At 57.0% G+C, this 22,939-nt stretch carries 19 protein-coding genes and 1 pseudogene; 11 read left to right on the plus strand and 9 right to left on the minus strand.

Annotated features, from left to right (window positions below):
* The 5 genes from AUC61_RS13825 to AUC61_RS13845 all read left to right on the plus strand — a co-directional run.
* Positions 1–960: type VI secretion system Vgr family protein (locus AUC61_RS13825; RefSeq protein ID WP_243246833.1), on the plus strand; the 960-nt coding region annotated here is incomplete at its 5' end.
* Complete coding sequence (locus AUC61_RS13830; protein ID WP_243246834.1) at positions 960–1,742, plus strand: DUF4123 domain-containing protein; 783 nt, start codon at positions 960–962, stop codon at positions 1,740–1,742. The genes AUC61_RS13825 and AUC61_RS13830, both read left to right, overlap by 1 nt.
* A 1-nt stretch (position 1,743) precedes the next feature.
* Positions 1,744–5,463: a toxin VasX gene (locus AUC61_RS13835; protein ID WP_243246835.1), complete on the plus strand. Its 3,720-nt coding sequence runs from the start codon at positions 1,744–1,746 to the stop codon at positions 5,461–5,463.
* The gene (locus tag AUC61_RS13840; protein ID WP_243246836.1) at positions 5,460–6,530 is read left to right on the plus strand and encodes a hypothetical protein; all 1,071 of its coding nucleotides are present in this window, start codon (positions 5,460–5,462) and stop codon (positions 6,528–6,530) included. Before AUC61_RS13835 ends, AUC61_RS13840 begins: the two co-directional genes overlap by 4 nt.
* Before the next feature lie 5 nt (positions 6,531–6,535).
* Positions 6,536–7,612, plus strand: a complete 1,077-nt coding sequence (locus AUC61_RS13845; RefSeq protein WP_243246837.1) for a hypothetical protein — start codon at positions 6,536–6,538, stop codon at positions 7,610–7,612.
* A 79-nt stretch (positions 7,613–7,691) separates the two neighbouring features.
* Here AUC61_RS13845 and AUC61_RS13850 read toward each other — a convergent pair whose 3' ends face one another.
* Positions 7,692–8,033, minus strand: coding sequence for an FKBP-type peptidyl-prolyl cis-trans isomerase (locus tag AUC61_RS13850; RefSeq protein WP_243246838.1), 342 nt, complete (start codon positions 8,031–8,033; stop codon positions 7,692–7,694).
* A gap of 349 nt (positions 8,034–8,382) precedes the next feature.
* On the opposite strand from AUC61_RS13850, the gene AUC61_RS13855 reads away from it, so the two are divergent.
* On the plus strand, positions 8,383–9,147 hold the full coding sequence (locus AUC61_RS13855; RefSeq protein WP_243246839.1) for an SDR family oxidoreductase: 765 nt from the start codon (positions 8,383–8,385) through the stop codon (positions 9,145–9,147).
* Between the two features lie 13 nt (positions 9,148–9,160).
* Here the strand turns inward: AUC61_RS13855 and AUC61_RS13860 are convergent, their stop codons facing one another.
* The 5 genes from AUC61_RS13860 to AUC61_RS13880 form a co-directional block, all read right to left on the minus strand.
* Positions 9,161–9,448: a hypothetical protein gene (locus tag AUC61_RS13860; RefSeq protein ID WP_122663663.1), complete on the minus strand. Its 288-nt coding sequence runs from the start codon at positions 9,446–9,448 to the stop codon at positions 9,161–9,163.
* A 373-nt stretch (positions 9,449–9,821) separates the two neighbouring features.
* Entirely contained in the window at positions 9,822–10,790 is a 969-nt protein-coding gene (locus AUC61_RS13865) for a threo-3-hydroxy-L-aspartate ammonia-lyase (protein ID WP_243246840.1), read from the minus strand.
* Between the two features lie 29 nt (positions 10,791–10,819).
* Positions 10,820–11,209, minus strand: coding sequence for a RidA family protein (locus AUC61_RS13870; RefSeq protein ID WP_243246841.1), 390 nt, complete (start codon positions 11,207–11,209; stop codon positions 10,820–10,822).
* Between the two features lie 45 nt (positions 11,210–11,254).
* Positions 11,255–11,878: a helix-turn-helix transcriptional regulator gene (locus tag AUC61_RS13875; protein ID WP_243246842.1), complete on the minus strand. Its 624-nt coding sequence runs from the start codon at positions 11,876–11,878 to the stop codon at positions 11,255–11,257.
* A gap of 324 nt (positions 11,879–12,202) precedes the next feature.
* Positions 12,203–13,141, minus strand: a complete 939-nt coding sequence (locus AUC61_RS13880; RefSeq protein ID WP_243246843.1) for a fatty acid desaturase — start codon at positions 13,139–13,141, stop codon at positions 12,203–12,205.
* 142 nt (positions 13,142–13,283) lie between these two features.
* Here AUC61_RS13880 and AUC61_RS13885 point away from each other — a divergent pair.
* Both AUC61_RS13885 and AUC61_RS13890 read left to right on the plus strand, forming a co-directional pair.
* A pseudogene (locus tag AUC61_RS13885) lies at positions 13,284–13,382 on the plus strand (transporter substrate-binding domain-containing protein); the annotation flags it as partial.
* Positions 13,383–13,445: 63 nt separating this feature from the next.
* A complete protein-coding gene (locus tag AUC61_RS13890; RefSeq protein WP_243246844.1) occupies positions 13,446–14,696 on the plus strand; it encodes an acyl-CoA thioesterase/bile acid-CoA:amino acid N-acyltransferase family protein in 1,251 nt (416 codons plus the stop codon).
* Here the strand turns inward: AUC61_RS13890 and AUC61_RS13895 are convergent, their stop codons facing one another.
* On the minus strand, positions 14,697–15,587 hold the full coding sequence (locus AUC61_RS13895; RefSeq protein WP_243246845.1) for a DMT family transporter: 891 nt from the start codon (positions 15,585–15,587) through the stop codon (positions 14,697–14,699).
* Positions 15,588–16,366: 779 nt separating this feature from the next.
* On the opposite strand from AUC61_RS13895, the gene AUC61_RS13900 reads away from it, so the two are divergent.
* The 3 genes from AUC61_RS13900 to AUC61_RS13910 all read left to right on the plus strand — a co-directional run bounded on the left by AUC61_RS13900 (position 16,367) and on the right by AUC61_RS13910 (position 19,703).
* Entirely contained in the window at positions 16,367–17,524 is a 1,158-nt protein-coding gene (locus AUC61_RS13900; RefSeq protein WP_243246846.1) for an MFS transporter, read from the plus strand.
* Between the two features lie 144 nt (positions 17,525–17,668).
* Positions 17,669–19,030 carry an MATE family efflux transporter gene (locus AUC61_RS13905; protein ID WP_243246847.1) on the plus strand — a complete coding sequence of 454 codons (1,362 nt, stop codon included), beginning with the start codon at positions 17,669–17,671 and terminating at the stop codon, positions 19,028–19,030.
* Positions 19,031–19,052: 22 nt separating this feature from the next.
* A complete protein-coding gene (locus AUC61_RS13910) occupies positions 19,053–19,703 on the plus strand; it encodes a TetR/AcrR family transcriptional regulator (protein ID WP_243246848.1) in 651 nt (216 codons plus the stop codon).
* A 16-nt stretch (positions 19,704–19,719) separates the two neighbouring features.
* Here AUC61_RS13910 and AUC61_RS13915 read toward each other — a convergent pair whose 3' ends face one another.
* Complete coding sequence (locus AUC61_RS13915; RefSeq protein ID WP_243246849.1) at positions 19,720–22,464, minus strand: beta-glucosidase; 2,745 nt, start codon at positions 22,462–22,464, stop codon at positions 19,720–19,722.
* Positions 22,461–22,703 (minus strand): hypothetical protein, encoded by a 243-nt coding sequence (locus tag AUC61_RS13920; RefSeq protein WP_243247074.1) that lies wholly within the window; start codon positions 22,701–22,703, stop codon positions 22,461–22,463. The genes AUC61_RS13915 and AUC61_RS13920 overlap by 4 nt, the downstream gene beginning before the upstream one ends.
* Positions 22,704–22,939: the final 236 nt, after the last annotated feature.

Here is a 22,939-nt window from a genome sequence, read left to right on the forward strand (position 1 = left end):
GGTCCGCAGGGCGAAGAGATTTACTGCGACGACTATGGACGGATCAAGGTCAAGTTTTTCTGGGATCGCGAGGGTGGTCGCAACGAGCATTCCAGTTGCTGGCTGCGGGTCGCCACCGGCTGGGCGCATGAGCAATATGGCACGGCGATGATCCCGCGGGTCGGCATGGAAGTGATTGTGGGTTACTTCGAAGCCGATCCGGACCAGCCTTATGTGCAGGCCTGTTTACCCAATGCCGGTACGCGAGTGCCGCTGAACCTGCCCGCGCAAAACACCCAGACCGTGCTCAGGACCCAAAGCAGCCCGGGCGGCGCAGGCTTTAACGAGTTGCGCATCGAAGACCGCAAAGGTGCCGAGTCCATTTCCATCCGCGCTCAACGCGACTGGTCTGAGCACGTACTTAATGATCAGTCGATTCAGGTGGATAACCAGCGCAAGGTCAATGTCACCGGGCTTTCTAGTCACGAGTTGCACAGCGAAGAGCACCACCTTACGCATGGGGCACGCAAAACCCAGGTGCTGGCCGATGACTCGTTGACGGTGGTCGGTAATCAGCACATCAGCGCGACGAATCGTCTGGTCAGCGCGACTCAGGAAATACACCTCGCCGCCGGGCAAAACATGATTGTCGACGCCACGCTCAGCACCACGATTAAAGCGGGCGGCCACTGGATATCGATTACTCCTGCGGGGATTTTTACCAGCGTACCGATTCAGTTGGGTGGGGTTCCGGTGCCAGGAACCGCATCGGTGCCTTCACTGCCGATGCCGCTGGACAAGAGAACGGCGATCAGCCAGCCCGAGTCCGTTGCAGATCGCTCCAGTCTGGCGCTTCCCGGACAACTGGTAGGAGACACCCCGATTATCGAGCTGTGCCAGACGCCGCAAGGCAAAACACCCATGGAGTGCCCGCTGGAACATTGCCCTTGTGCAAGAAAATTACGCGAAGGGGGGCAGTGATGAATACCTGGATACTGCTTGAGCGTACGAAGTCAGTTCTGGCACAGCTATATAAAAAAGTCGGTGCGCCTAAGCTTTCAATGCTTTTCGATACCACGGAGTTAGCCGCCTACACCGAGCAAAGCCCGATTCTGGTGACGACCGATGAAACCTCGGACTTGCTCAAGGCCGTACAGCAAGCACCTGAAGATTGGCCTGGTTTGATCATTCAGAGTGAGCAGCCGACAGTCGCGGTCCTGGCTCATCTGCGTCAAATTCTGCTGGTTCGCTTTGGTGGCAGAGGCAGAGGTGTTTTACGGTATTCCAACCCTCTCACCGCCAGCTACTTTTTCCCGTCCTGTCAGACCGACGCACTCAAATACTGGCTTGGACCTATCAACCATTTGAGCTGGTACGGCGGGACGTGGGCTGACCGAGCCCTGGACGCAAGCTCTTGGCGAAATATCGAGAACCCTGAAGCGCAAAGCTGGGAACCAACGGCCCACGAAGCTGCGCTCGATAGCCATCAACAGCACGCCCTGCAGTGCCAGCAACGGGATCACTTCCTGTACCGCTGGTGGCTCAAGCAAAGCGACCTTTGTTATTCGCGTGGCCAGCAGTGGTTGCATGAGGGGCTGGACTACGGGTTTACGAAAGTTGATTCGCTTGAGCACTACCTGAACGTGCGTCGGGACTATCCAGCTCCTGACGTACCGCAAGAGTTGCCGAAAGGCTCGGACGAAAGCCGTTTTGCCTTCCTGCTGTACCACCTGCAAAAAAACTCCACCGGACAGGAATACTGAAATGGCGCAGAACGTCGGCGATCTGAGTCGTGGCCCTTGCTGTGAAATCAACAAACTCATCGTCCAGGTGGTTGGCAATGAGCATCCTGCGAGCCAGCGCCTTGCTTTTTATGAGTGCGACAGCGACAAACGACTGGATGCACTGACCGCTCAGGATTGTCCGGAAACCATCACGGCATTCATGTGCACGCCAAGCATGCTGCATGTCTGGGACTGGAGCGACGGATCTCGGAACCGAATGATGCTGGAGGTTGAATCAGAGAGCGGGTCGCCGATTCTGTTACCGCTGCCCGACGTGGGCATCACCGTTCGGCAACTGGACCAGCAACACAATCAAATCGTCCCGATATTGCCGTTCGTGGCGTTGCCCGGAATCAACAGTGCTCACGATTACGGCACGCCGGTGCTGTGTCGGCCCGGTTACATTTATGTGTTTCTCGGTAATCGCCTGTGGCGCGAGCTGGAAGTCCAGGTCACAGACGAAGGCACCACCTATCACGACATCGACCTGAACAAGTTTCGTATTGAGGGCGGATATGCCGATGATGCCCGTCTGGCCACGGGCAAAGGGTTGGACGACATCTGGCTGCCCGCTAACTGGAACAATAAGCGCGTTGAAGCCGAGTTATGTTTCAGCGAAGTACAGCTCAACCCTGCGCGGCTTAAACGTTTGGAGCAGGACCCGGGGTTACGCAAACAGCGTTGCCAAAGGCCCGACCTCAGAGTTGCCCAAGAGGCCTCAAGCCGTCGCTTTCAGGGCAAGCCCGACGGTGCGGCCATGCTCAAAGCATTCAGCGCCTTTGATGCATTTGACGCCGTCAATCAGTCAGAAGCGGGTGCCGCTCATACCTCGTGGCTGAACCTGAGACAGCATGCCTTTCCTGTATCGGTTCCAGCGCCGCAACGCGCGCGGCAGACTGGTTTTGAATGGATGCTCGATCAACCGGCTCAGTATTTGTGCGATCTGGGTGGACGGTTTCTGGCGACCGCTTTCAAGGCTGCACGGCAGCACGTTCAAAGGTGTGAAGACGGGAAGGCCGCTTATCTTCCGCAGCGCCTTGAAACCGGTGCCTGGGCGCAGCGTCTGGCGCAGCTCGTTGAGCCAACGGCCGAATCCAACAGCGGACTATGGGAGGCTCACCCGCCTGCAGAGGACGTTTTATCGCGCGCACGCTCCCGGCATCTCTACGGCGTAATGCTTGTGGACGCGCATTACCGGATGCGTCACCTGAACACCCGCATTCAGGAACAACAGCAGTTACTGGAATTGTGCGGTGCAAGGGCGCAACAGTACGGTCATCACGGCAGTGCGCTGCTGGTACAGCAGTTGATCGTGCCCGCGTCCATTGGCGGCCAGAAGAACCCGATGCATCAACAGCTGGAGCATCTCAAAGAGCAGGGTCGACTGGACATCAACCGCTTTACCGCCACCGGCGAGCGCACACAGTTGTGGCGCAGTCTGGAAATGAGCCAGTCGCTGCTCTGCGAGTGTCTGCAACAGCTGCATACCGAACAGAGCCTCGCTGATTACGCGAGCCAGGACGGATTCAAATACGCTGCATCTCTCTACTTCATCAGCCAGATGTTCGTCACATTGGCGTTGCGCCCAGCGGCTTACGATCCATTGGCGGTCAGTGGCGATATCACCGATGCCGTAACCCAGCTCAGTCTTTACAGCCCCAAAGAGAGCGCTGGTCAGCGCTGGCTCGCTAAAGTCGTCAACGATTTAGAGCATCCGCTGCACCGGATGCTCTGGCCGGATGCGGAGCTGCAAGACCTCAACGCTCCTTATCAGCCGCCCAGTGCGCCTGAAGTCAATCAGGGTGACGGACAGTTTCGCGGTACTGAGCTGGCGAAAATAGAGCGGAGCAACTTTTTTCCGCCTGCAAGCCCAGGCGATATCAACAGCCTGTTCCTGGCGACGTTGCTTAAAAGCGGCAACCTCAACTCCACGCTCACGACAGCTGCCAAGGGTGCCGCTGGGGCACTCATTGCTGTCCATGAAAACCTGCAAGGCGCTGTTGAAGCGGCGGAGCAGGCTTTGCATAAAGCCAAACAGGCTGGCGCCCGGCAATCCTCCACACCCTGGCGTGCAAGTACTGCGATACAACGGAGGGGCATTGCACAGCTGCGCAGCATGCTGCCTGACACCTTTGGCGACCTGCATTTCCTGAGCCGGGCCGAGGCCCATCACAAGGAATACCATGTTTTCGGTCTGGACGACCTGCCCGAGCAGCCCAACCGTTCTGCACACACGTATGGGGTATATCGCAATCAACACGGGGCCATGAAAAGTCCAGCTGAGCGACACGGCTATGCCGAGCAGCCCGTAATACTCTCGCCTGACCGAAGTGTGCTGGGTACGCCGGGGCAACATCCCACCTCAATATCGGTGCGTGACGCTAATCTGCGTTTCAATGAGGCGTGGCAGAAAGAGTTGATGGATAGCGCAGCGGATACGGCTGAAAAGGCAAGCGCTATAGAGAAGGCGGCGAAGCAGCTTAATGGGCTGCGCCATAACGGGTTTTTCGAGGTGTTGAATTCGGCTCCGTTTGCGGCGGGAGTGGTGGGGCTGGAACTGTGGAATTTGAGGAATGAGCTGGATGCGCAGGAGCAAGTCGGTAGGGAAAAAAGCCATTTCAGGGCCAGCGCAGGAATTTCAGGCGCATCGTTAGATCTTGCTATTGCGATGGAGGCACTCACAGTAAAGCTAGCGGGCAGTCAATCTATTCTGGCAGCCGCACGTACGACGCTGTTTACCCTTTCAGAGGCATCGGCCGAGCGGCTCCTGGGTCCTTTAAGTGCATACCTCGTGAAGGCGCTCAGCGCTCGCCTCCTTGGTCAGGTCGGTGCAGGTTTGGTGTTCGCCGGTCTTAACCTCTATGACGCCTGGTATTCCTACCGTTGGGGCGACGATGGCTATGTCGGCCACTTGCTTATGGCCGCTGGCGGGCTTATCGGCGCAGCCGGTAGTCTCATCGTCAGCAGCAGTGCGTTTCTCGGTCTGTCGCCGGCAGGTTGGGCTTGTCTGCTTTTAATCGGCATGGGGGCCGCATGGGTTTTTCTGTTTAGCAGTAGCCCCGTGGAGGACTGGTTGAAAAAAGGTCCTTTTGGAGGTGATCCCTACAACATGGCGGAGCACCTGCGTGACCCGCAAACAGCTTTTTACTACCTGGTCAGCCTGCTGGCCAACATACGGATCGGAGTAGAACGCAATCCGGATTTCGAGCCTGACGCGAAGCTGGACTTTCGCGACACGGTGCCCTTCGAAGTACGCAGTGCTAACACACGGATCCGTATTGAAAGCAATCTGAGCGGGCTATTCGGTGGGCCGAGTTCTTTAAATACTAAAGCTTTGCTTAATCTGAAAAGCTTTGAGGTTTATTTCGAAGCAAGCAGTGAGCGCAGCAGAACGAACAGCTCCCAACTCGATGTGACTCCCGTTGCCCACAGGCTTTGGCCAGATGCCCTGGAACTGTTCGTGAACACGCCGTTTTCTTACAAGGCAGAACCTCTCGCGAACCTGCCCGAGGTTTATCACGTATGGCGAGTACGTGCCCAGTTCAGCTTGAACGACGGGCAGCGCATCTGGGTCTTTCCCGCTCCACCCCCCAAGGACCCAACGCCCTTCGACCCGGCCTATTCGAAGCCGGATTTTGAAAGCATCGAACGTCTGTTCTGGGCTGATGAAAAAACACATAGAGCGAAGACTTCGCTATGAAGGCAGAGCAGACCTCTTACTACGCCCCGACAGCCTATCGGTCGGATAATATTCCCGATCAATTGCCTTCAGCAGAGCGGTCCTGGTTAAAGCGCTTCGGCAAACGACGCTTGCCATGGGGATATACGCTAGATATTGCCCCCGATGATTTCATGCGTAAACGCTCGCCCAGTAACTTACGGTTTCGCGAACAGATGCGCGAAGAACGAGAGAATGAAAAGGCGGCAGGCACCTATGTGCCTGCTCCTTATGAGCACGTGGATTTTCATGATCGACATGACCATCAGCGATTCAGGTTTTCACTGTGGTCCGCCAGATCGCAGTTTTGGGCTTATGTACACATGTTTGGAAAAGGCTGGTCGCTCATATTCACTCCCGTTTACATTTTCACCGCTATTTCTATCGGTGTTACTGCGAGGGGAGATTTTCTACCAGCGCTTATGGATTTTGTACAAAGCACTTACGACGTAATGCTACTTCCCCTTTATGCAGCTTGGGCATTGGCTGCGCTCGTCATTCACAAATTCCCCAAACTCTGGGTAAAACCCTCCCGAGGCCCAATCTGGGAGTTGAACCGCCGCACCGGTCTCGTAACCCTGTTCGACTACAACAATAACGGCGAATACAAAAAGAACGGCACCATCGGCGAGCTGACAGCCCCATTTTATGAGTTCGATGCTTACATCGTCTCCGTAGCAGAGCGGCAGGGCTCAATGAACCACATACTGTTTCTTGCCCATCGTTATCGCGATATCGTGATCGACTTCTCGTCCCTGGTTAACCTCGATAACCGCTGGCAAATGCCCTGCGCGCTGTGGGATTTCCTGCAGAACTACATGGACACCAGCGGCCCGCTGCCGGAGTTGCCGCGTTACGAAGAGTTCCGCCACCTCGATCCCACCACTGCTACCTACGACCAGAAAACCGGCCGCCCGCCGCGTTTCTGGATCGACATGGATGACGCAACTTACAAACAGCATCTGGACCATTTGCTGGACAACATTGATGACATCGAGACTTTTCAACGCCCAAACCTGATGGCGCAGTATGTAAGGTATGTGGACTGAAACCCATGACGACGAATTACAGTGAAACACCTTACTACGCACCGACGGCTTATCGCTCGGATAGCATCCCCGGTCAATTGCCTTCAGCAGAGCGGTCCTGGTTAAAACGCGTCGGCAAACGCCGCTTGCCATGGGGATACACGCTAGACATCGCCCCCGATGGTTTCTTGCGTAAGCGAGCACCGGATAAATTGCGATTTCAGGAGCAGATGTTCAAGGAACGTGATGAAAAGATGGCGGCAGGAACCTATGTGCCAGCCCCTTACGAGCACGTGGACTTTCATGATCGACATGATCACCAGCGATTCAGGTTTTCGCTTTGGTCCACCAGATCACAGTTTTGGCTGCACCTGTTGATATTTGGGAAAGGATTCTTTTTGGTCGGATTGGCTCCGCTCTTGTTCGCTCTAGTTGCAGCGATTTACACACTGCCGAACACGCCTATCGAAATAGCGATGGATACGCTTAAGTACGTTTTTCCTTGGGTTACAGGGCTTCCTCTTCTCTGCTGGGCCATAGGCTCTCTCGTCATTCACAAATTCCCCAAACTCTGGGTAAAACCCTCCCGAGGCCCAATCTGGGAGTTGAACCGCCGCACTGGTCTCGTAACCCTTTACGACTACAACAATAACGGCGAATACAAAAAGAACGGCACCATCGGCCAACTGACAGCTCCGTTTTATGAGTTCGATGCCTACATCGTTTCCGTAGTAGAGCGGCAGGGCTCGATGAACCACGTGCTGTTTCTCGCGCATCGTTATCGCGATATCGTGATCGACTTCTCGGCCCTGGTTAACCTCGACAACCGTTGGCAAATGCCCTGTGCGCTGTGGGATTTCCTGCAGAACTACATGGACACCAGCGGTCCACTACCGGAGTTGCCACGTTACGAAGAGTTCCGCCACCTCGATCCCGTCACTGCTACCTACGACCAGCAAACCGGCCGCCCGCCGCGTTTCTGGATCGACATGGATGACGCAACTTACAAACAGCATCTGGACCATTTACTGGACAACATCGACGCCATCGACACTTTTCAACGCCCAAACCTGATGGCGCAGTATGTAAGGTATGTGGACTGAAACCGATGGCGACGGATTACAGCACAACATTTTACTAGGCGTGTGCTTTCACCTTCTCCGCTCGGGCTACTGATTACCCTCAATCATCCCGAGTCAAAACTTCCAGCAATTCAATCTCGAAATGCAAATCAGACCCTGGCTTGATATGCGCGCCCATCTGTCGATCGCCGTAGGCCAGATGTGCAGGGACGAACAACGTGCGGATACCGCCGACTTTCATGCCCATCAGGCCCTGATCCCAGCCCTTGATCACACGTCCGGTGCCGATCACGCACTGGAAAGGCTTGCCGCGCCCATGGGATGAATCGAACACGGTGCCGTCGTCCAGTTTGCCGGTGTAGTGGGTGGTGATCAGCGCGCCTTTGACGACTGCCTTGCCGTCACCGGTGCGGATGTCTGTGATCAGCAATTCGTTGCTCATGGTGCTTTCTCTAATAAGGCGACAAGGGCGGCTTTTTCTCAGGAAAGCGTCAGTGGTGCAAGAGGTTTGATGAGCTAATCAACATTCCGGCACTCCTGCGATCAAGGCTGTAGGAGATTGCTTCGCGCCCCTGACACAGCGCTGTTACGCGGCAGACAGAGACCTGTAGGAGCGCACGAGCACCGCGAGGCCGCGATAGCGGGGTATCAGACAATATGCCATCGCGGCCTCGCGGTGCTCGTGCGCTCCTACAGTCGATTGTGTTTGCAACTCGATAGCGCGGAGTTGGAAAGGCCGGGTAATCTCCTGTGCTATTCAGCATTTTTCCAAATCAGAAGGGAGCAATTGAATGACCAACGCCACCGCTTCAAAAGTCGCACTGGTCACGGGCGCAGGCAGCGGCATTGGTCGTGCTGTGGCGTTGGGTTTGCTGGAGGATGGCTACAGCCTGGTACTGGCCGGGCGTCGTCAGGAGCCGTTGGACGAGCTGGCCTCTATTATTGGCGAGGCGGGCGGCAAGGCCATTGCCGTGTCCACTGATGTCCGCGACCCGACGAGTGTCGATGCGCTGTTCGCCAGAATCGAAGAGGCTTATGGCCGTCTGGATGTTCTGTTCAACAACGCAGGCGTGGGCGCCCCGGCTGTTCCGGTGGATGAGCTGGACGTCGAGAAGTGGCTGAACGTGATTAACACCAACGTGACTGGCGTATTTCTCTGTGCCCGTGCCGCGTTCGGGCTGATGCGCAGGCAGGTGCCGCAGGGTGGCCGGATCATCAATAACGGTTCGATATCCGCCCACACGCCACGACCGTTCAGTTCGCCTTACACCGCCAGCAAACATGCAGTGCTCGGGTTGACCAAGACGTTTGCGCTGGACGGTCGGGAATTCAACATTGCTTGCGGGCAGATCGATATCGGTAACGCGTTGACCGAACTCGCTGCACGCATGACCACCGGGGTGCGGCAGGCCAATGGGCAGACCGCGGTTGAGCCCATGATGGACGTCAAGGAGGTCGCCGATGCGGTGCGCTATATGGCGAGTTTGCCGCTGTCGACCAACGTGCTGAATATGACCGTCATGGCCACCAACATGCCTTTCGTTGGCCGCGGCTAGGTTTTATAGCGGCTTAGTTCAGGTTCTGGCTGGCAACAACCATGGCTTGAGCAATGTTGGTTTTTTCCGCTTCAGTGAAACCGTCCCAGACATGCACCTTGGCGTAGTAGCCCAGGCCTGCCAGGGAATAGAGGCTCAGGGTGAATACGATGAAGATGGTCACGAACGTCCAGCGGCCGCCGTCGCTCTCTTCACGGGAGGAGAAGTTCTCGGTGTAGGTGTCGTTGCCGTTACGCGATACAGCGTTGGCAGCCAGACGTTTGAACCATTGAAACAGGTAGATCATGACGAGTCGCAGCATGGGATTAGCCTCAAGTTTTAAAAGTGTGCAGTAGGGCGCCCAGCGGGCTGCCCGAAATCGTCGTTTGCGCTCAGGGCGCGCTCGGCCACAAATGCCGAAAACGAAAAAAGCCCGTCTATGACGGGCTTTTCTTTTTATAAATCTGGTCAAGTCGCCGGGCTTCGAATTCGACGACCATTGATGTCGTTGAGGTTCGATTCCGAGTGCGCTTACCGGTATTGCAACATTTTAGAACAAATGGTTTTGCCGTTCCATGACCGTTCGGCAGTTGTCAGACAACTAGTTGAATTTGCGGTGTGGCATTTTGTCGCGTGAAGGGCCGACTGATATTGCAATCATTTCGGAGTGCGAATCGATCGGCCCTTTAGTCCGCCTAGCGGGCTAACAATGCGGCATAACGCTGCAGATCCACGTTGCCACCGCTGATCAGAATCCCGACTTTCTGCCCTTTGAGCTGTTCTTTGATCTGCAAGGCCGCAGCAAAACTCAGGCAGCCGGTGGGCTCGACGACCATTTTCATTCGCTCGGCATAAAAGCGCATGGATTCGATCAGCTGTGCATCCGAGACCGTGAGGATGTCGTCGACGTCGCGGCGGATGATCGGAAAGGTGTGGTTGCCCAGGTATTGCGTTTGCGCGCCATCGGCAATGGTATCGGGAACTGCGATACGCACGATTTCACCCGAGCGGAACGAACGCTGTCCGTCATTGCCAGCTTCCGGTTCCACGCCATATAGCTTGCAGGCAGGGGACAGCGCTCGGGTAGATAGGGCTGAACCTGCGAGCAATCCGCCGCCACCCAGGCAGACCAACAGGGTATCCAGCGGACCGACTTCTTCGAACAGTTCCTTGGCAGCTGTGCCTTGCCCGGCAATCACGTCCGGATGGTCGTACGGTGGAATCAGGGTCATGCCCAAACGTTCGGAGTGCTCGCGGCCGATGGCTTCGCGGTCTTCGGTCTGGCGGTTGTAAATCACCACGTTCGCACCGTATTCCCGGGTCGCCGCAATTTTTGCCGGCGGCGCATCGTGGGGCATGACGATGGTGGCCGGAATGCCCAACAGCCGGGCGGCGAGGGCGATGCCCTGAGCATGGTTGCCGGAGGAAAACGCTACCACACCCCGTTTGCGCTGCTGTTCGTCAAATTTGGCCAAGGCGTTGAATGCGCCGCGAAACTTGAAGGCACCCACCCGTTGCAGGTTCTCGCATTTGAAAAAAACCTGTGCCTCAAACAGGCTATCCACTGTGCGGGAAGTCAGTACCGGCGTGCGGTTGGCCTGACCGACCAGACGTGTTGCGGCGTCTTCAACATCCTGGTAAGTGGGAAGGGCAAATGTGTTCATGCTGATAATCCTTCTCGAAATGAAAAGTGTCAGGCCGCAACGGCCATGGCTTCGACTTCAACTGCACAGCCGTAATGCAGCTGGGCAACGCCCGCAACGGCTCTGGCTGGACGGTGCTCCCCCAGCCATTGACTGTAGAGACGGTTGAACAGCGGCCATTGCTCGATATCCGTGACGTAGACCCGGACCTGTACGAGCTGCTGCCTACTGATACCTGCTGCCTCCAGACAACTGTCCAGATTGAGCAAGACTTGCCGTGTCTGTTCTTCAAACGAGGCATTTGCCAGGTGCGCACCGTCGGCAGTGATTGGCAATTGCCCGCTGATCATCACGAAGCCGTTTGCGATGGACAGGTGCGAGTAGTGCCCGGCAGGCGGGCTGATGGCGTTGCTGTTCTTGCAGAGGATTGGCTGGGACATGGCGCTCTCCTGTTGAAGGGCAGATGCAGGCATAAGTAGTAGGGACTATTTCAGATAGCTGTAAGCGGCTGCCCTGGAGACGCCGAGGTGTTGCGCAACCACTTCCATGGACTTGCGCATCTCCAGCACTCCCGATGCCTTCAACTCTCTGAGCAACACGCGACGCTCATCGGCCTTGAGTGAACGGGGCGTGCTTGCCGAGCGGCCTGCGAATTCGTCGATTCGTTTGCGGATGCTCTGGGCGCTATCCACTTCGAGGCTCTCGTCCACGCTGCAGTCCACCCGCGTGAACTGCGCCATGGCCGTCTGGACGCCTTGAAACAAGGTTAGATCGACGTTCATGCACAGCGCTGCAACGTACTGACCCTTGATATTACGGATACCGATCGAGGTACTTTTGGCCTGACGTCCATCAGGGAAATGATTGGCGTAATTGGCGATGATTTGCGGATAGGCCGGGTCAGCAATTCGCGCCAGGCCAAGCTCGGTGGCTGGGTCGCCGACTTTGCGCCCCGACAGGTTGTTATGAATGGCGTAGATCGCGTGATCCGGCGTTTGCAAGTCGTGCACGACCACTTCACAAAACGGCCCAAAGGTCTCACCCAAGCCTTGAGCGACCTGTTTGAGCTGTTCGAGCAGGTTGCGGGTTTCTGCTGATGGGTTGGGCATGGTTAAGAGTGTCTTGATAAATTATTAAGACAAACTATCCAGTAATTGACGAATAGTAAAGGTTGTTGGCGGTTTGATTTCTTTTGGAGCGCCTCCGTAGTCCAGTGCGCGGCGCTGTTGCGCAGCAAACACATGACCTGTAGGAGCTGCCGAAGGCTGCGATCAGTTATCGCTGACACACCGCAATCGCAGCCTTCGGCAGCTCCTACAAATCCTGTGTGTGCCATGCTGAGTCAGGTAGGAGGCAACTTGTTGGCGAGAGGTTTTGATGCGGTGATTCAGACTAGACGCGTGTCAGGCAGGAGGCAGCCAAGCCGTGATCAATCAGTGCCACGGATGTTGCGGACTATCAATAGGCCGCAAGCCATGCTGACGAAACAGCTCGCCATAGCCGCCCACCAGAAACTGGCCACTGCGTTGCAGCCAGTCTTCGCGGCGTTCCTCGTACACGCGGGGTATGTAATACCAAGGCAAGCCAGGGAGGTCGTGATGAACCAGATGCAGGTTCAGATTCAGGAACAACCAGCGCCACGGCCAACCGGCTTCGTTGATGACCGAACGATGCTCTGGCGATGACGCGGGACGGTGCTCATAGAAGGACCGCACCATGGATAACGCCAAGGCTAAAACACTGGCCAGCAAGTATTCGAGTACGCCGATACCGCCTTGTGCCTGGACGAACAGCAGCAAGCCGGCGGCGCAGACGATGTGAGTCAGCCACATCAGCCAGGCCTGTATTTCCCCTTTGCGTAAACGTTGCAGTTCCACCGCCGCCAGGCCGATCAGCGCTATCAGCGGGCCTACCAGCAAACGGCCATAGAGGGTTTTGTTCAGCCAATGCAGGCGGCGCGAGCCTGTGCTATTTCGTTCCCAGTGCTGTCCGCTGAAGTAGCGGCTCTCAGGGTCACGCTGCGGCAGGGTTAGCTCTTCATCGCGATGATGCAGCAGATGACTGTCGCGATACAGGGTGTAGGGGTACCAGATTGCCAAGGGCGCATAGCCCAGCGCCTTGTTGACCCACAACCAGCGAGTAGGGTGACCATGCAGCAATTCGTGTTGCACCGACATCCAGAAAGTAATCACCGGCACCAGCAACACCAGGGTCAGGCCACGCCCCAGCAGCGCGGAGTAATGGACCAGACTGAACCACGCCGCATAAGTCCCGATCAACAGGAGCCAGGTCGGCCAGTCGGTGCGCGCGGTCCATGTCGAACGGAGCCGTGATATGCGCTGTTGGTGCGCGGCATCTAGATAGTTGGGCATGTGTGCAGCCGAAGAAGGCAGTAGGGACCATAGGTCCAGTGGCCGCACAGTAGCAATTCTGGTTATTTCTGAATAATCACTTCTAGGCACATTTATATAGCGTCAGGTAATTAAAAAAAACGGTGCTTCCAGGTCATGATGGGTGCCCGCAGATTCGGTCATCTGGTTACGCAAGGAGCAGCCGCAGACGCAGCAGGCTCCGGACCGTATAGTGCGCGACTGGCATGGCAGCGGCTGGCTGCCGCTCGACGCTTGATTGCGCCCGTGACGCCTTGAGGCATTCGACAGGAGAACGAGGGATTTCATGACGAGACTATCAGTCACACCGGCAGAGGGTTTGCTGGACGAGCCGCGACGCATCGCTGTCGAAGGTCTCCAGCCTGCTCAAACCGTCGTGCTCTCTACTCGCACGTTGCGTGGCAATGGACAGTATTGGCTCAGCTCGGCGACGTATGTTGCCGATGCCGAAGGGCGTGTGGATCTGGAACGAGATGCTCCCATATCTGGCAGCTACGAAGGTGTCTCTGCGTTGGGCCTTCTCTGGAGTCAGCGGCCTGAAGTTGAGGGCGCCGCCGATGTGTTTCCGGATGACGTATTGCAGCCGTTGGTGACGCGAATATTCGTTGAGGGCAGTGATCAGGAGGTGGCGTTGATTCAGCGCCTTGCCGCCCACGGTGTTACCCGCCGGGAAGTCCGCGAGGACGGTCTGGTTGGCACACTGTTTATGCCTGCGAGCAAAGGGCCGCATCCCGCCGTCATTGTGCTCAATGGCTCCGGTGGCGGGATCAACGAGCCTCGGGCTGCGCTCTACGCATCACGAGGTTACGCCGCCTTCGCATTGGGGTATTTCAAAGCACCAGGTTTGTCGTCTTACATTTCCAATACGCCGCTGGAGTATTTCGTGGCGGGTTTGAACTGGGTTCGTCGAGAGGTGCGGCCTGCTTATGATTTTGTCGCGCTGAGCGGCCAGTCGCGGGGCGGCGAATTGGTACTGCTGCTCGGCAGTATGTTTCCTGAGGCAGTGTCGGCGGTCATTGGTTACGTACCCAGCGCTTTGGTGCATGGCGGGCAAGCGGCGGCGGACCCGGCGGTAGGCCGCGATGGGCCAGCCTGGCTTTATGAAGGCAAGCCATTGGTGCATCTCTGGAACGATAATAAAACCGCTTCCTGGGCTGCAAAAGATGCCGGTTTGCGTAATGCCGAATCGATCAGCACCGCGCTACTGGACCATGAAGCCGTGCAGCGGGTAGCCATCCCGGTAGAGAAAATCCAGGGACCAGTCTTGTTGCTGTCGGCAGGTGACGACGCTGCATGGCCTTCAGCGCGGTTTTCGAGAATGGCGTTGCAGCGGCTTCAAGAGGCGGGTCATCCCTGGCCTGTGCAGCATCTGGATTTCGAACACGCCGGGCATACCATTCTGCTGCCGCACATACCTGCCACCTACAGCGTTGACGGAGCACCTGCGGCGAATGCCGAGGCCAACGAGCAATCATGGCGAGCGGTAAAGGCGTTTCTCGACGCAGCGGTCAACGCCCGCGCTACAAAAGAGTCGTGATCAGATCTTGATGGGCTGTGGCGCCTTGACCGTGGTCCGGCGCCCCAGTACCACAGTGCCTACCACTCCCGCCGCAAATACCCAGGTCAAAGGGTCGATGTGCTCACCGAACCACAGTGCGGAGAAGGCGATCGTGAAGAAGATCTGCAGCAGTTGAACCTGTCCGACCCGGGCGATGCCGCCCATGGCGAGACCCGCATACCACGCAAAGAAACCGATAAATTGCGAGAACAGGGTGACATAGCCAAACGCCCACAATGTCGGTGCGCTGATCGTGCCTTGATGCTGCGAAGCGAGGTACAGAACAGGGCCCAGCAGTAAGGGAAAAGCCAGCACCAATGCCCAGCAGATGACTTGCCAGCCACCCATTTCTTTGGCCAGGCGTCCACCCTCGGCATAGCCCAGACCGCCAAGCGCGATGGCTGCCAACATCAACAGGTCGCCACTACTGACACTGCCTGCGCCTTGAATCATGGCGTAAGCCAGAACGAGCACACTACCCAGTGCGGCGCATGCCCAGAATGCTTTGGAAGGCCGCTCATGGTGCAGCCATGCAGCGTACATAGCGACGATCAGCGGTTGCAGGCCATTGACCAGTGCGCCGTGGGAAGAGGGCAGTGTTTGCATCGCCCATGATGACAGGACGGGGAAGCCGACAATCACGCCAAGGATCACGAAACACAGCCCTTTGAATTGCTGCAACGTCGGCCAGCGCTCGCGTCGACAGAGCAGTAGCGCGGCAGCAGGAATTGCTGCAACAAGCGCCCGGCCCAGGCCGTTAAGCAAAGGATGAATTTCTTCGACCACGATGCGAGTCATGGGCAGGGTAAGGCTGAAAATTATAACGCCGAGCAGGCCCAGGGCCATGCCGGTGTTAACGCGAGATTTCATAAACGGCTCGTCGTTCAGGGATGCGGGCCGGTATTTAGCCATAGAGGCGCACTGTCCAAGCGCTACAGAGAGCGACAGAGTGGGCAGTACACTTTGCGGGTATGGGATCGCCGTTGTTTGCAACGGGAGGGCGGTGTTTCTGATAATGCAGGTTTGTTGGCTGTACTGGCCCCTTCGCGAATGAATTCGCTCCTACCGGATTTGCGCTGACGACGTGAGATCGGCTTTAGCCGGGAGGGCGGTGTTTCTGATGATGCAGGTTTGTTGGCTGTATCGGCGCCTTCGCGAATGAATTCGCTCCTACCGGATTTGCGCTGACGACGTGAGACCGGCTTTAGCCGGGAGGGCGGTGTTTCTGATGATGCAGGTTTGTCGGCAGTACCGGCGCCTTCGCGAATGAATTCGCTCGTACCAGGATTTGCGCTGACGACGTGAGACCGACTCCCACAGGGGCGGGTGTTCACCACCGCTCGCAGGATCGTGCAATGAACAGCGCTAATCAGGCAAACGATGTGAGGTCAGCGACAGTACAATTTCGGGGCACTGCAGTAGCACCTCTGGTGACCAGTTACGTCGCATCAATGCATGTTTCGACGGTAGACCGGAACGAGGTGGCCGGACATAATGGCGGCCGCTGTTTGCCTGCCAATAATTCCCGCCTGCATCGATCGCCTGCCGCATCAGTGATCGGTCAGTACTCAAGTCATATCAGCTCAATCATTTCCTTGTAAAAACCAGTCTGGTGTTCACCGGCCTGGCGCTTCGCTATTGGAGTTCAAATGCTGTTACCCATTCTGTTGTTGTCGGCTGCCGGCTTTACGGTGCTGACGACCGAATTCGTCATTGTTGGCCTGTTGCCCGGCATTGCCCGGGACCTTGAGGTCAGCATCCCTCAAGCGGGTTTGCTGGTGACATTGTTCGCGTTCACGGTGGCCTGCCTCGGCCCATTCCTGACCGCCTATTTCGCGCGCTTCGAGCGCAAGAAACTGTTCGTAACGGTCATGGTGCTGTTTGCGCTCGCCAATACCCTTGCGGCACTGAGCCCCAATATCGTCGTGATGGGCATTGCACGGCTGATACCCGCGCTCGGTTTGCCGGTGTTCTGGGCATTGGCCAGCGAGACAGCGGTTGATCTGGTCGGGCCTGAGCACGCAGGTCGTGCGATGGCGAAGATCACTTTCGGCATCGTCTGCGCCACGGTATTTGGCATTCCGGTGGGGACGCTGGTCGCAGACGCGGTGGGCTGGCGCGTGGCGTTTGGCATGCTCGCGGTGCTGGCGCTGGCAAAAGCGCTGCTGCTGTGGGTGTATCTGCCGAGCATCCGCGTGACCCGTCAGGACGCTTCTCTTCGCCAACAGATGCGCGTTCTGCGCAGCCCCGTATTGCAAGGCCATGTGTTGTTGTCGGTGCTGGTGTTCTCCGGGATGTTTACCGCCTACACCTATCTGGCGGACATCCTTGAACGACTGGCTGGCTTCAACGGCACCGTGGTGGGCTGGTGCCTGATGGCGTTTGGTGCGGTGGGCCTGATCGGCAATTCACTGGGTGGGCGTGCGGTAGACAAGCATCCGCTGATGGCGTCGATTGTCTTCTGCGCGTTCATGGTGGCGGGCATGGTTGCTTTGATACCGAGCATCCACTCGCCGGTTTTTCTGGCCATGGCGCTGGCGACCTGGGGGATTACGCAGGCAGCACTGTTCCTGGTCAGCCATGTGCGAGTCATGAAAGCTGCGGAGGGCGCGACAGCCTTTGGCGCTTCACTGAATATTTCAGGTGCCAATCTGGGGATTGGTCTGGGGGCTATCGTGGGAGGTCGAATGATCGATTCGTATGGGCTGCAGAGCCTCGGTTATGCGGCAGCGTGCTTTGTCGGGCTTTCCATTCTGCTGGCTGTCCTGTTGATGGGGCGGCCCGTTTCCGAGCCATTGCCGGAGTAGGTACCTGACGTCCTGAACCCTTGGTCGGCACGTCGCCGATATTGAGTGCCGGTGATAGCTCCCAAGCACGCCCGCCGCTAGAATCGCCGCCTCAATGGGCTTGGCCACTGTTGCTGGCCAGGCATTGTCTGTTTGGGGAATGTGATGGCGGTAGCCCGCGCGACGTTTACTGAAGGACGCATAGCACGCCATATTCTGGTCATGAGTAGCACGAGTGCCCTGAGCCTGTTCGCGGTGTTTCTGGTGGACATATTGACGCTCGTCTATGTCTCCATGCTGCACCAGCCCTTGCTGCTTGCAGCCGTTGGCATTGCCAAGGTGCTGATCTTCCTCAACAGTGCGCTGGCCAATGGGCTGATTCTTGCGGCTGCGACGGTACTGTCCGAACGAATCGGTCATCGCGCAAGCCAGGCAGTTTCACGTTTCACCACCAGCCTGATCCTGATGGTACTGATCGTCTGTGGTCTGTCAGCAGCCTTGCAATTGGCGTTGATCGTGCCGATTACCCATCTGCTGGGTGCTGATGCTGCGACCTATGAGGCCGCACGGGTATTTATTTGGCTGGCATTGCCTTTCAGCGTGCTGCAGTCCGCCATGCAGATGTCGGCGCAAATCCTGCGGACTGCCGGGGACAGTCGCCGCGCATTGTGGGTGGTGCTTTCTGGCGCGGTTACGTTGGCCGTTGCCGATCCGCTGCTGATCTTTGTACTGGGCCTGGGGCTTGAAGGGGCCGGTATTTCCTACGCATTGTCGGCGTTCGTGTCTGCCAGTCTGGGGCTGTACTGGGTGCGTCGCCATGTCGGGATGAAGGTGTCAGTCAGGCCAAAACTGCTGCGCATGCACGTCAAACGCACGTTCCGGGTGGCCTTGCCTGCAATGGTTGGCAATTTGGCGACGCCCGTAGGGTTGGCGTATCTTGTCTCGTCCGTGGCTACTTTTGGCACATCAGCTTTAGCGGCGATGGCAGTCCTTGACCGGGTCCTGCAGTTTTCCTACTGCGCTTTTTTTGCGTTGCCGAGTGCCTTGGCACCGGTTCTCGGACAGAATATCGGCGCTCACCTCGATAAGCGGGCCAACGCGGCAATCGTCTTTTCGCGAAGGCTGGTGGTTGTTTACGGGCTGTTTGTCTGGGGATTGTTATTGCTTACCTGCGGTACCATTGCCGATTTCTACGGCCTTGAAGGCGAAGGCCGAGTGCTGTTTCTGGCCTTTTGTCAGTTGGGTGGTGGTTTGTGGGTACTGATTGGTCTGGATTTCGTCTCGATTGCCGTTTTCGTAACCATGCAGCGGCCTTGGTTTGTGGCGATGTTCGCCTGGCTTAGGTCCACTGCAGGCACAGTACCGTTCGTGTTCGCCGGCATGCATGTGTTCGGCAGCAGTGGGGTGATGCCAGGCATGTTTACCGGCAATGCGCTGATTGCAGTGATCTCGACCGTTGTTGCGTCCATTACTGCAAAGCGGTTTTTTGAACGACGGAACCAGCCCGCGAGCGCCGGGATAATTTGAATGAAGCGGTTATCGGATTTTTATGTCAGTTGACGAATCAGGGAATGAATCAGGCGAAGAAGTCGCGCCAAAGCGTCGTCGGGCGCCCAAAGGGGAGATGCGCAGAGCGGCGCTGCTTGACGCGGCAACAGTGATTTTTGCCCGGGATGGCTATACCAGTGCTTCGATGCGCGATGTCGCGACGCTTGCCGGTATCACGACCGTAGGCCTGTTACATCACTTCCCCAATAAAGAAGCGTTGCTGGCTGCGCTGCTGGATCGTAGGGATCAGCGGGTGACTTCGAGGTTTCACGAGCTGACGACCGAACTCACCGTGCAGGGTTTCCTCAAGTTTCTGAGGCTGAGCATGGGGTTTAGTGTCGAGGATGCTGCCGAATGTCAGGCGTCACTGGTGATGAATACCGAAAGTCTTTCCCATGCTCATCCGGCATGGTCCTGGCATCAAGACAGATTTCACCTTACCCACCAGCATGCTCGCGGCCATTTGAACGCGTTGAAAGAGGCGGGTGAAATTCGTGCCGATATCGACGTGAAGGCCATGGCCCAAGAGATTTTCTCGGTCATGGACGGCTTGCAGATTCAGTGGCTGAGATGCCCGGAAGAGGTGGATGTCATGGCGGTGTTCGACATCTATTTGCGGCGTCTCGGGAAGGACATTCAGGCTCATCCTTGAGCCTGAACGCTGACGCTTAGTAAGCCTGTGTGGCGTTCACCTGCACGGCTTTGCGCAGTGGCAGTGGCAGCGGGTTACTGTCGCGGGTGGTCAGGTGTTCCGGGAACAGCGTGGTCAAGGTGCGATTCAGGGTCAGATTTTCCGAATCCGAACCGACGAGAATCTTGAACTTGCCAGCGTCCACATCCCAGCTTGCAGTCTTGTCTACGTAGTAGGCCAGGGAGCGTGAGTCGATCGGGATGCTGACGGTTTTGCTTTCGCCGGGTTGCAGATACACCTTGGTAAAGCCCTTGAGTTCCTTCTCAGGACGATCAACGGCCGGTTTCACCGGTTGCACATACAACTGCGCGACTTCGAAGCCCGCCTTGTTACCGGTGTTGGTCAGGGTGAATTTCACGTCGATGGTTGCGCCGGGGCTCAGCACGTTGGTCGACAGTTTCAGATCGCTGTAGCCGAAAGTGGTGTACGACAGACCGTAGCCGAACGGGTAAAGCGGTTTGGCGTGTTTCTTGTCATAACCGCGATAGCCCATGTACAGACCTTCGCTGTAGGTCATTTCGGTCAGCGGATTGCTGCCACGGTAAGCCGCCGGGTCCGGATAGGACGCATAGCTCGGGTTATCTTCGATTTTCTTGTCGATGGTGATCGGCAGTTTGCCCGAAGGGTTGACCTTGCCATACAGAATCTCTGCCAGTGCCTGACCGCCTTGTTGGCCCGGGAACCAGGCTTGCAAGGTGGCGCCGACTTTGTTCGCCCAAGGCTGCATGTCAGCAACGCCGCCGCCGTGCATGACCACGATGGTGTTCGGGTTGGCGCGGGTCACGAAACTGATCAGCTCAGCCTGTTGATCGGGCAGCTCGAAGCCATGGTCAGAGCCTTCGCCTTCATGCTCGTAATTGGAACCTGTGGCGACCACGACCGCGTCGTATTTCGACAGATCCTTGGGTGGACGCAGGGACGCCCAGCTCATCTGTACCCCGGTAATCCCGCCCAGTGCCGGGATGAAGTTACCCTGCACGCGTTGGTATTCAAGCTTCACGGTGTAGGGTTTGCCAGCGACCAGCGCCGGAGTTTTGCCGGAGGTGGTCATGGCGTTTACCACGTCTGCGGAGTACGGCACGCCGTCGCTCTGCAACACCAGCTCATCGTTGACCCACAGTTTGTAAGGGCCGTCCGCACGGACTTTGAACACGTGTGCACCGGACACCGTTGGCTTGATCGTCGCGGTGAATCTGGCCGAGAAAGCACCCGCTGTCGGGCTGAAACCAGACACAGCCGTAGTGCCCGCGTTGGTTTCGTTGGTGCCAGTGGTCCAGTTGAGGTTCACGCCAGGCTCGACGCGAGTCACGCTTGGGCTGCCGGACAAGCTGGTGTTGGAGAAGTACTCAGCCTTGACGCCCGAATTGCTGATGCCTTTGTCATTGGTTGCCGGTTGATACCAGGCCGACGACTTCGGGTTCAGGCTCAGTTCCGGAAGATAGGTAACGTTCGAGCTGCTCGACGCCAGTTGTTGCAAGCCGCTCAGTTCGGTCACGTAGCTGTTAGGCGGTGAATTGGCGGTGCCGAAAGGTGAGGCGGGGGCCTCGTGTGCCCAGTCGCCGATCACTGCGACTTTTGCGGTCTTGGCCAGTGGCAACAGCGGTTTGCCTTCAGTGGTGTTTTCATTGCGCAGCAGCACGATGGATTCGCGAGCCGTGTTCAGCGCCGCACGTGCGCCATATTCGGGATGGTCCAGCGTCTTGGCAGTGTTTAGGTGTTCCTGGAAGTCATAGCTGACGATGGCGCGCAGGTTGCGTTTGACCTTGTCATCGATAACATTCTGGGTGAGCTGGCCACTCCAGAGATACGGCAGCAGGTTGGCTTCGGTAAATTGCAGGCCCGACGGCATGTCGATATCGGTACCGGCCCAAGCGCCTTTGAACGCATCGTGAATGGCGTTGAAGTCGCTGATTACGGTGCCCTGATAACCCCATTCACCCTTGAGCACTTCAGTGATCAGGTGATGGTTTTCACAGGCGTAGTCGCCGTTGACTTTGTTGAAACCACACATGATCGACGCAACGTTGGCGTTTTTCACCATCGACTCGAAGCCTGGCAGATACAGTTCGCGCAGGGTGCGTTCGTCAGCAATAACGTTGACTGCCTGGCGATTGGCTTCCTGTTCGTTGGCCAGGTAATGCTTGCCACTGGCCTGAATGCCCTGAACCTGAATGGCATTGACCACGGCCGGTGCAAGCACGGCACCGAGGAACGGATCCTCACCACTCATGTACTCGGCGGAGCGGCCGTTGTAAGGCGTCCGGTACAGGTTGACGCCCGGTGAGAGCATTTGCTGGCCACCCGAGATACGGGTTTCGTAGGCAATGGCCAGGCCGAACTCCTTGGCGCGATTGATGCTCCAGGTCGCAGCGAGTGCGGACTGGGACGGGTACTGCGCACCGAATGTCGCGTTGTTGACGTGCACACCCATTGAGGAATCGTAGGCCGTGGTTCCTTTGATGCCCCACTTGAGCAGCGGCGGGATCATGTGCCCGTCGTTGACCCGGGTAAAGTTGATCTTTTCGGACTGGCTCATGTTGTCCAGGATTGAACTGACACGGGCTTCGACTTCATTGCCGGTAGCTGGCGTGACGGCGGCCAGGGCCAGATTGGCCTGCAGGACGCTGAAGGTCAGCAGGCTCAGGCTCAGGGTATGTTTGAAAGCTGACACGGCAAGCGTCCTTTTGGCGGATGCAATCGGCTGATGGTGGGGTTGGTTCATGGACGTTGCGCCTGGGTCGGGGCGTCATCGGTCATCACCGGCGCGTCGAGCACGGTGGAAGGGCCTTTTGCCGTGGATGTGCTGACATTGGCAGCGCCAGTCAACTGATCACGTCTGGCTTCTACCTGCACACGAATCTGCTCGGCGGACGTGGCAGCGTTCGTCGCAGAAGTTGAGTCCGCCGCCAGGGCAGACAAACTTTGCGCGCAGAGTAATACAGCGCTAATAACAGACAGCAAGGGTCGACTCATCGATTGCATCTCGATTGATGGTTTAGAGAAAAAAAGAAAAGGCTGTTAGGGCGCACGGTTAAATGCGCCGAACGTTAAGTCAGGTTCGAGTCATAAAAGTTCAGTGGCGAAGAAGGATATTTGTAAGCGCGGCGTTATTAAATGGTGGCACATGGCCTGAGAGGGGTTTTCAAGCGTTTTAAGCAGAATTGAGTTTGGAGGTTCGTTTGATTTTATGCCTGTTC

The organism is Pseudomonas maioricensis (assembly GCF_022790535.1).
GTDB classification, from domain to species: Bacteria; Pseudomonadota; Gammaproteobacteria; order Pseudomonadales; family Pseudomonadaceae; genus Aquipseudomonas; species Aquipseudomonas maioricensis.

Coding starts and splice junctions, on each gene's coding strand:
- AUC61_RS13840 (WP_243246836.1), top strand. CDS start 5,460: ATGAAGGCAGAGCAGACCTCTTACTACGCCCCGACAGCCTATCGGTCG.
- AUC61_RS13845 (WP_243246837.1), top strand. CDS start 6,536: ATGACGACGAATTACAGTGAAACACCTTACTACGCACCGACGGCTTAT.
- AUC61_RS13905 (WP_243246847.1), top strand. CDS start 17,669: ATGGCGGTAGCCCGCGCGACGTTTACTGAAGGACGCATAGCACGCCAT.
- AUC61_RS13915 (WP_243246849.1), bottom strand. CDS start 22,464: ATGAACCAACCCCACCATCAGCCGATTGCATCCGCCAAAAGGACGCTT.
- AUC61_RS13890 (WP_243246844.1), top strand. CDS start 13,446: ATGACGAGACTATCAGTCACACCGGCAGAGGGTTTGCTGGACGAGCCG.
- AUC61_RS13830 (WP_243246834.1), top strand. CDS start 960: ATGAATACCTGGATACTGCTTGAGCGTACGAAGTCAGTTCTGGCACAG.
- AUC61_RS13850 (WP_243246838.1), bottom strand. CDS start 8,033: ATGAGCAACGAATTGCTGATCACAGACATCCGCACCGGTGACGGCAAG.
- AUC61_RS13835 (WP_243246835.1), top strand. CDS start 1,744: ATGGCGCAGAACGTCGGCGATCTGAGTCGTGGCCCTTGCTGTGAAATC.
- AUC61_RS13875 (WP_243246842.1), bottom strand. CDS start 11,878: ATGCCCAACCCATCAGCAGAAACCCGCAACCTGCTCGAACAGCTCAAA.
- AUC61_RS13895 (WP_243246845.1), bottom strand. CDS start 15,587: ATGAAATCTCGCGTTAACACCGGCATGGCCCTGGGCCTGCTCGGCGTT.
- AUC61_RS13870 (WP_243246841.1), bottom strand. CDS start 11,209: ATGTCCCAGCCAATCCTCTGCAAGAACAGCAACGCCATCAGCCCGCCT.
- AUC61_RS13865 (WP_243246840.1), bottom strand. CDS start 10,790: ATGAACACATTTGCCCTTCCCACTTACCAGGATGTTGAAGACGCCGCA.
- AUC61_RS13880 (WP_243246843.1), bottom strand. CDS start 13,141: ATGCCCAACTATCTAGATGCCGCGCACCAACAGCGCATATCACGGCTC.
- AUC61_RS13860 (WP_122663663.1), bottom strand. CDS start 9,448: ATGCTGCGACTCGTCATGATCTACCTGTTTCAATGGTTCAAACGTCTG.
- AUC61_RS13900 (WP_243246846.1), top strand. CDS start 16,367: ATGCTGTTACCCATTCTGTTGTTGTCGGCTGCCGGCTTTACGGTGCTG.
- AUC61_RS13910 (WP_243246848.1), top strand. CDS start 19,053: ATGTCAGTTGACGAATCAGGGAATGAATCAGGCGAAGAAGTCGCGCCA.
- AUC61_RS13855 (WP_243246839.1), top strand. CDS start 8,383: ATGACCAACGCCACCGCTTCAAAAGTCGCACTGGTCACGGGCGCAGGC.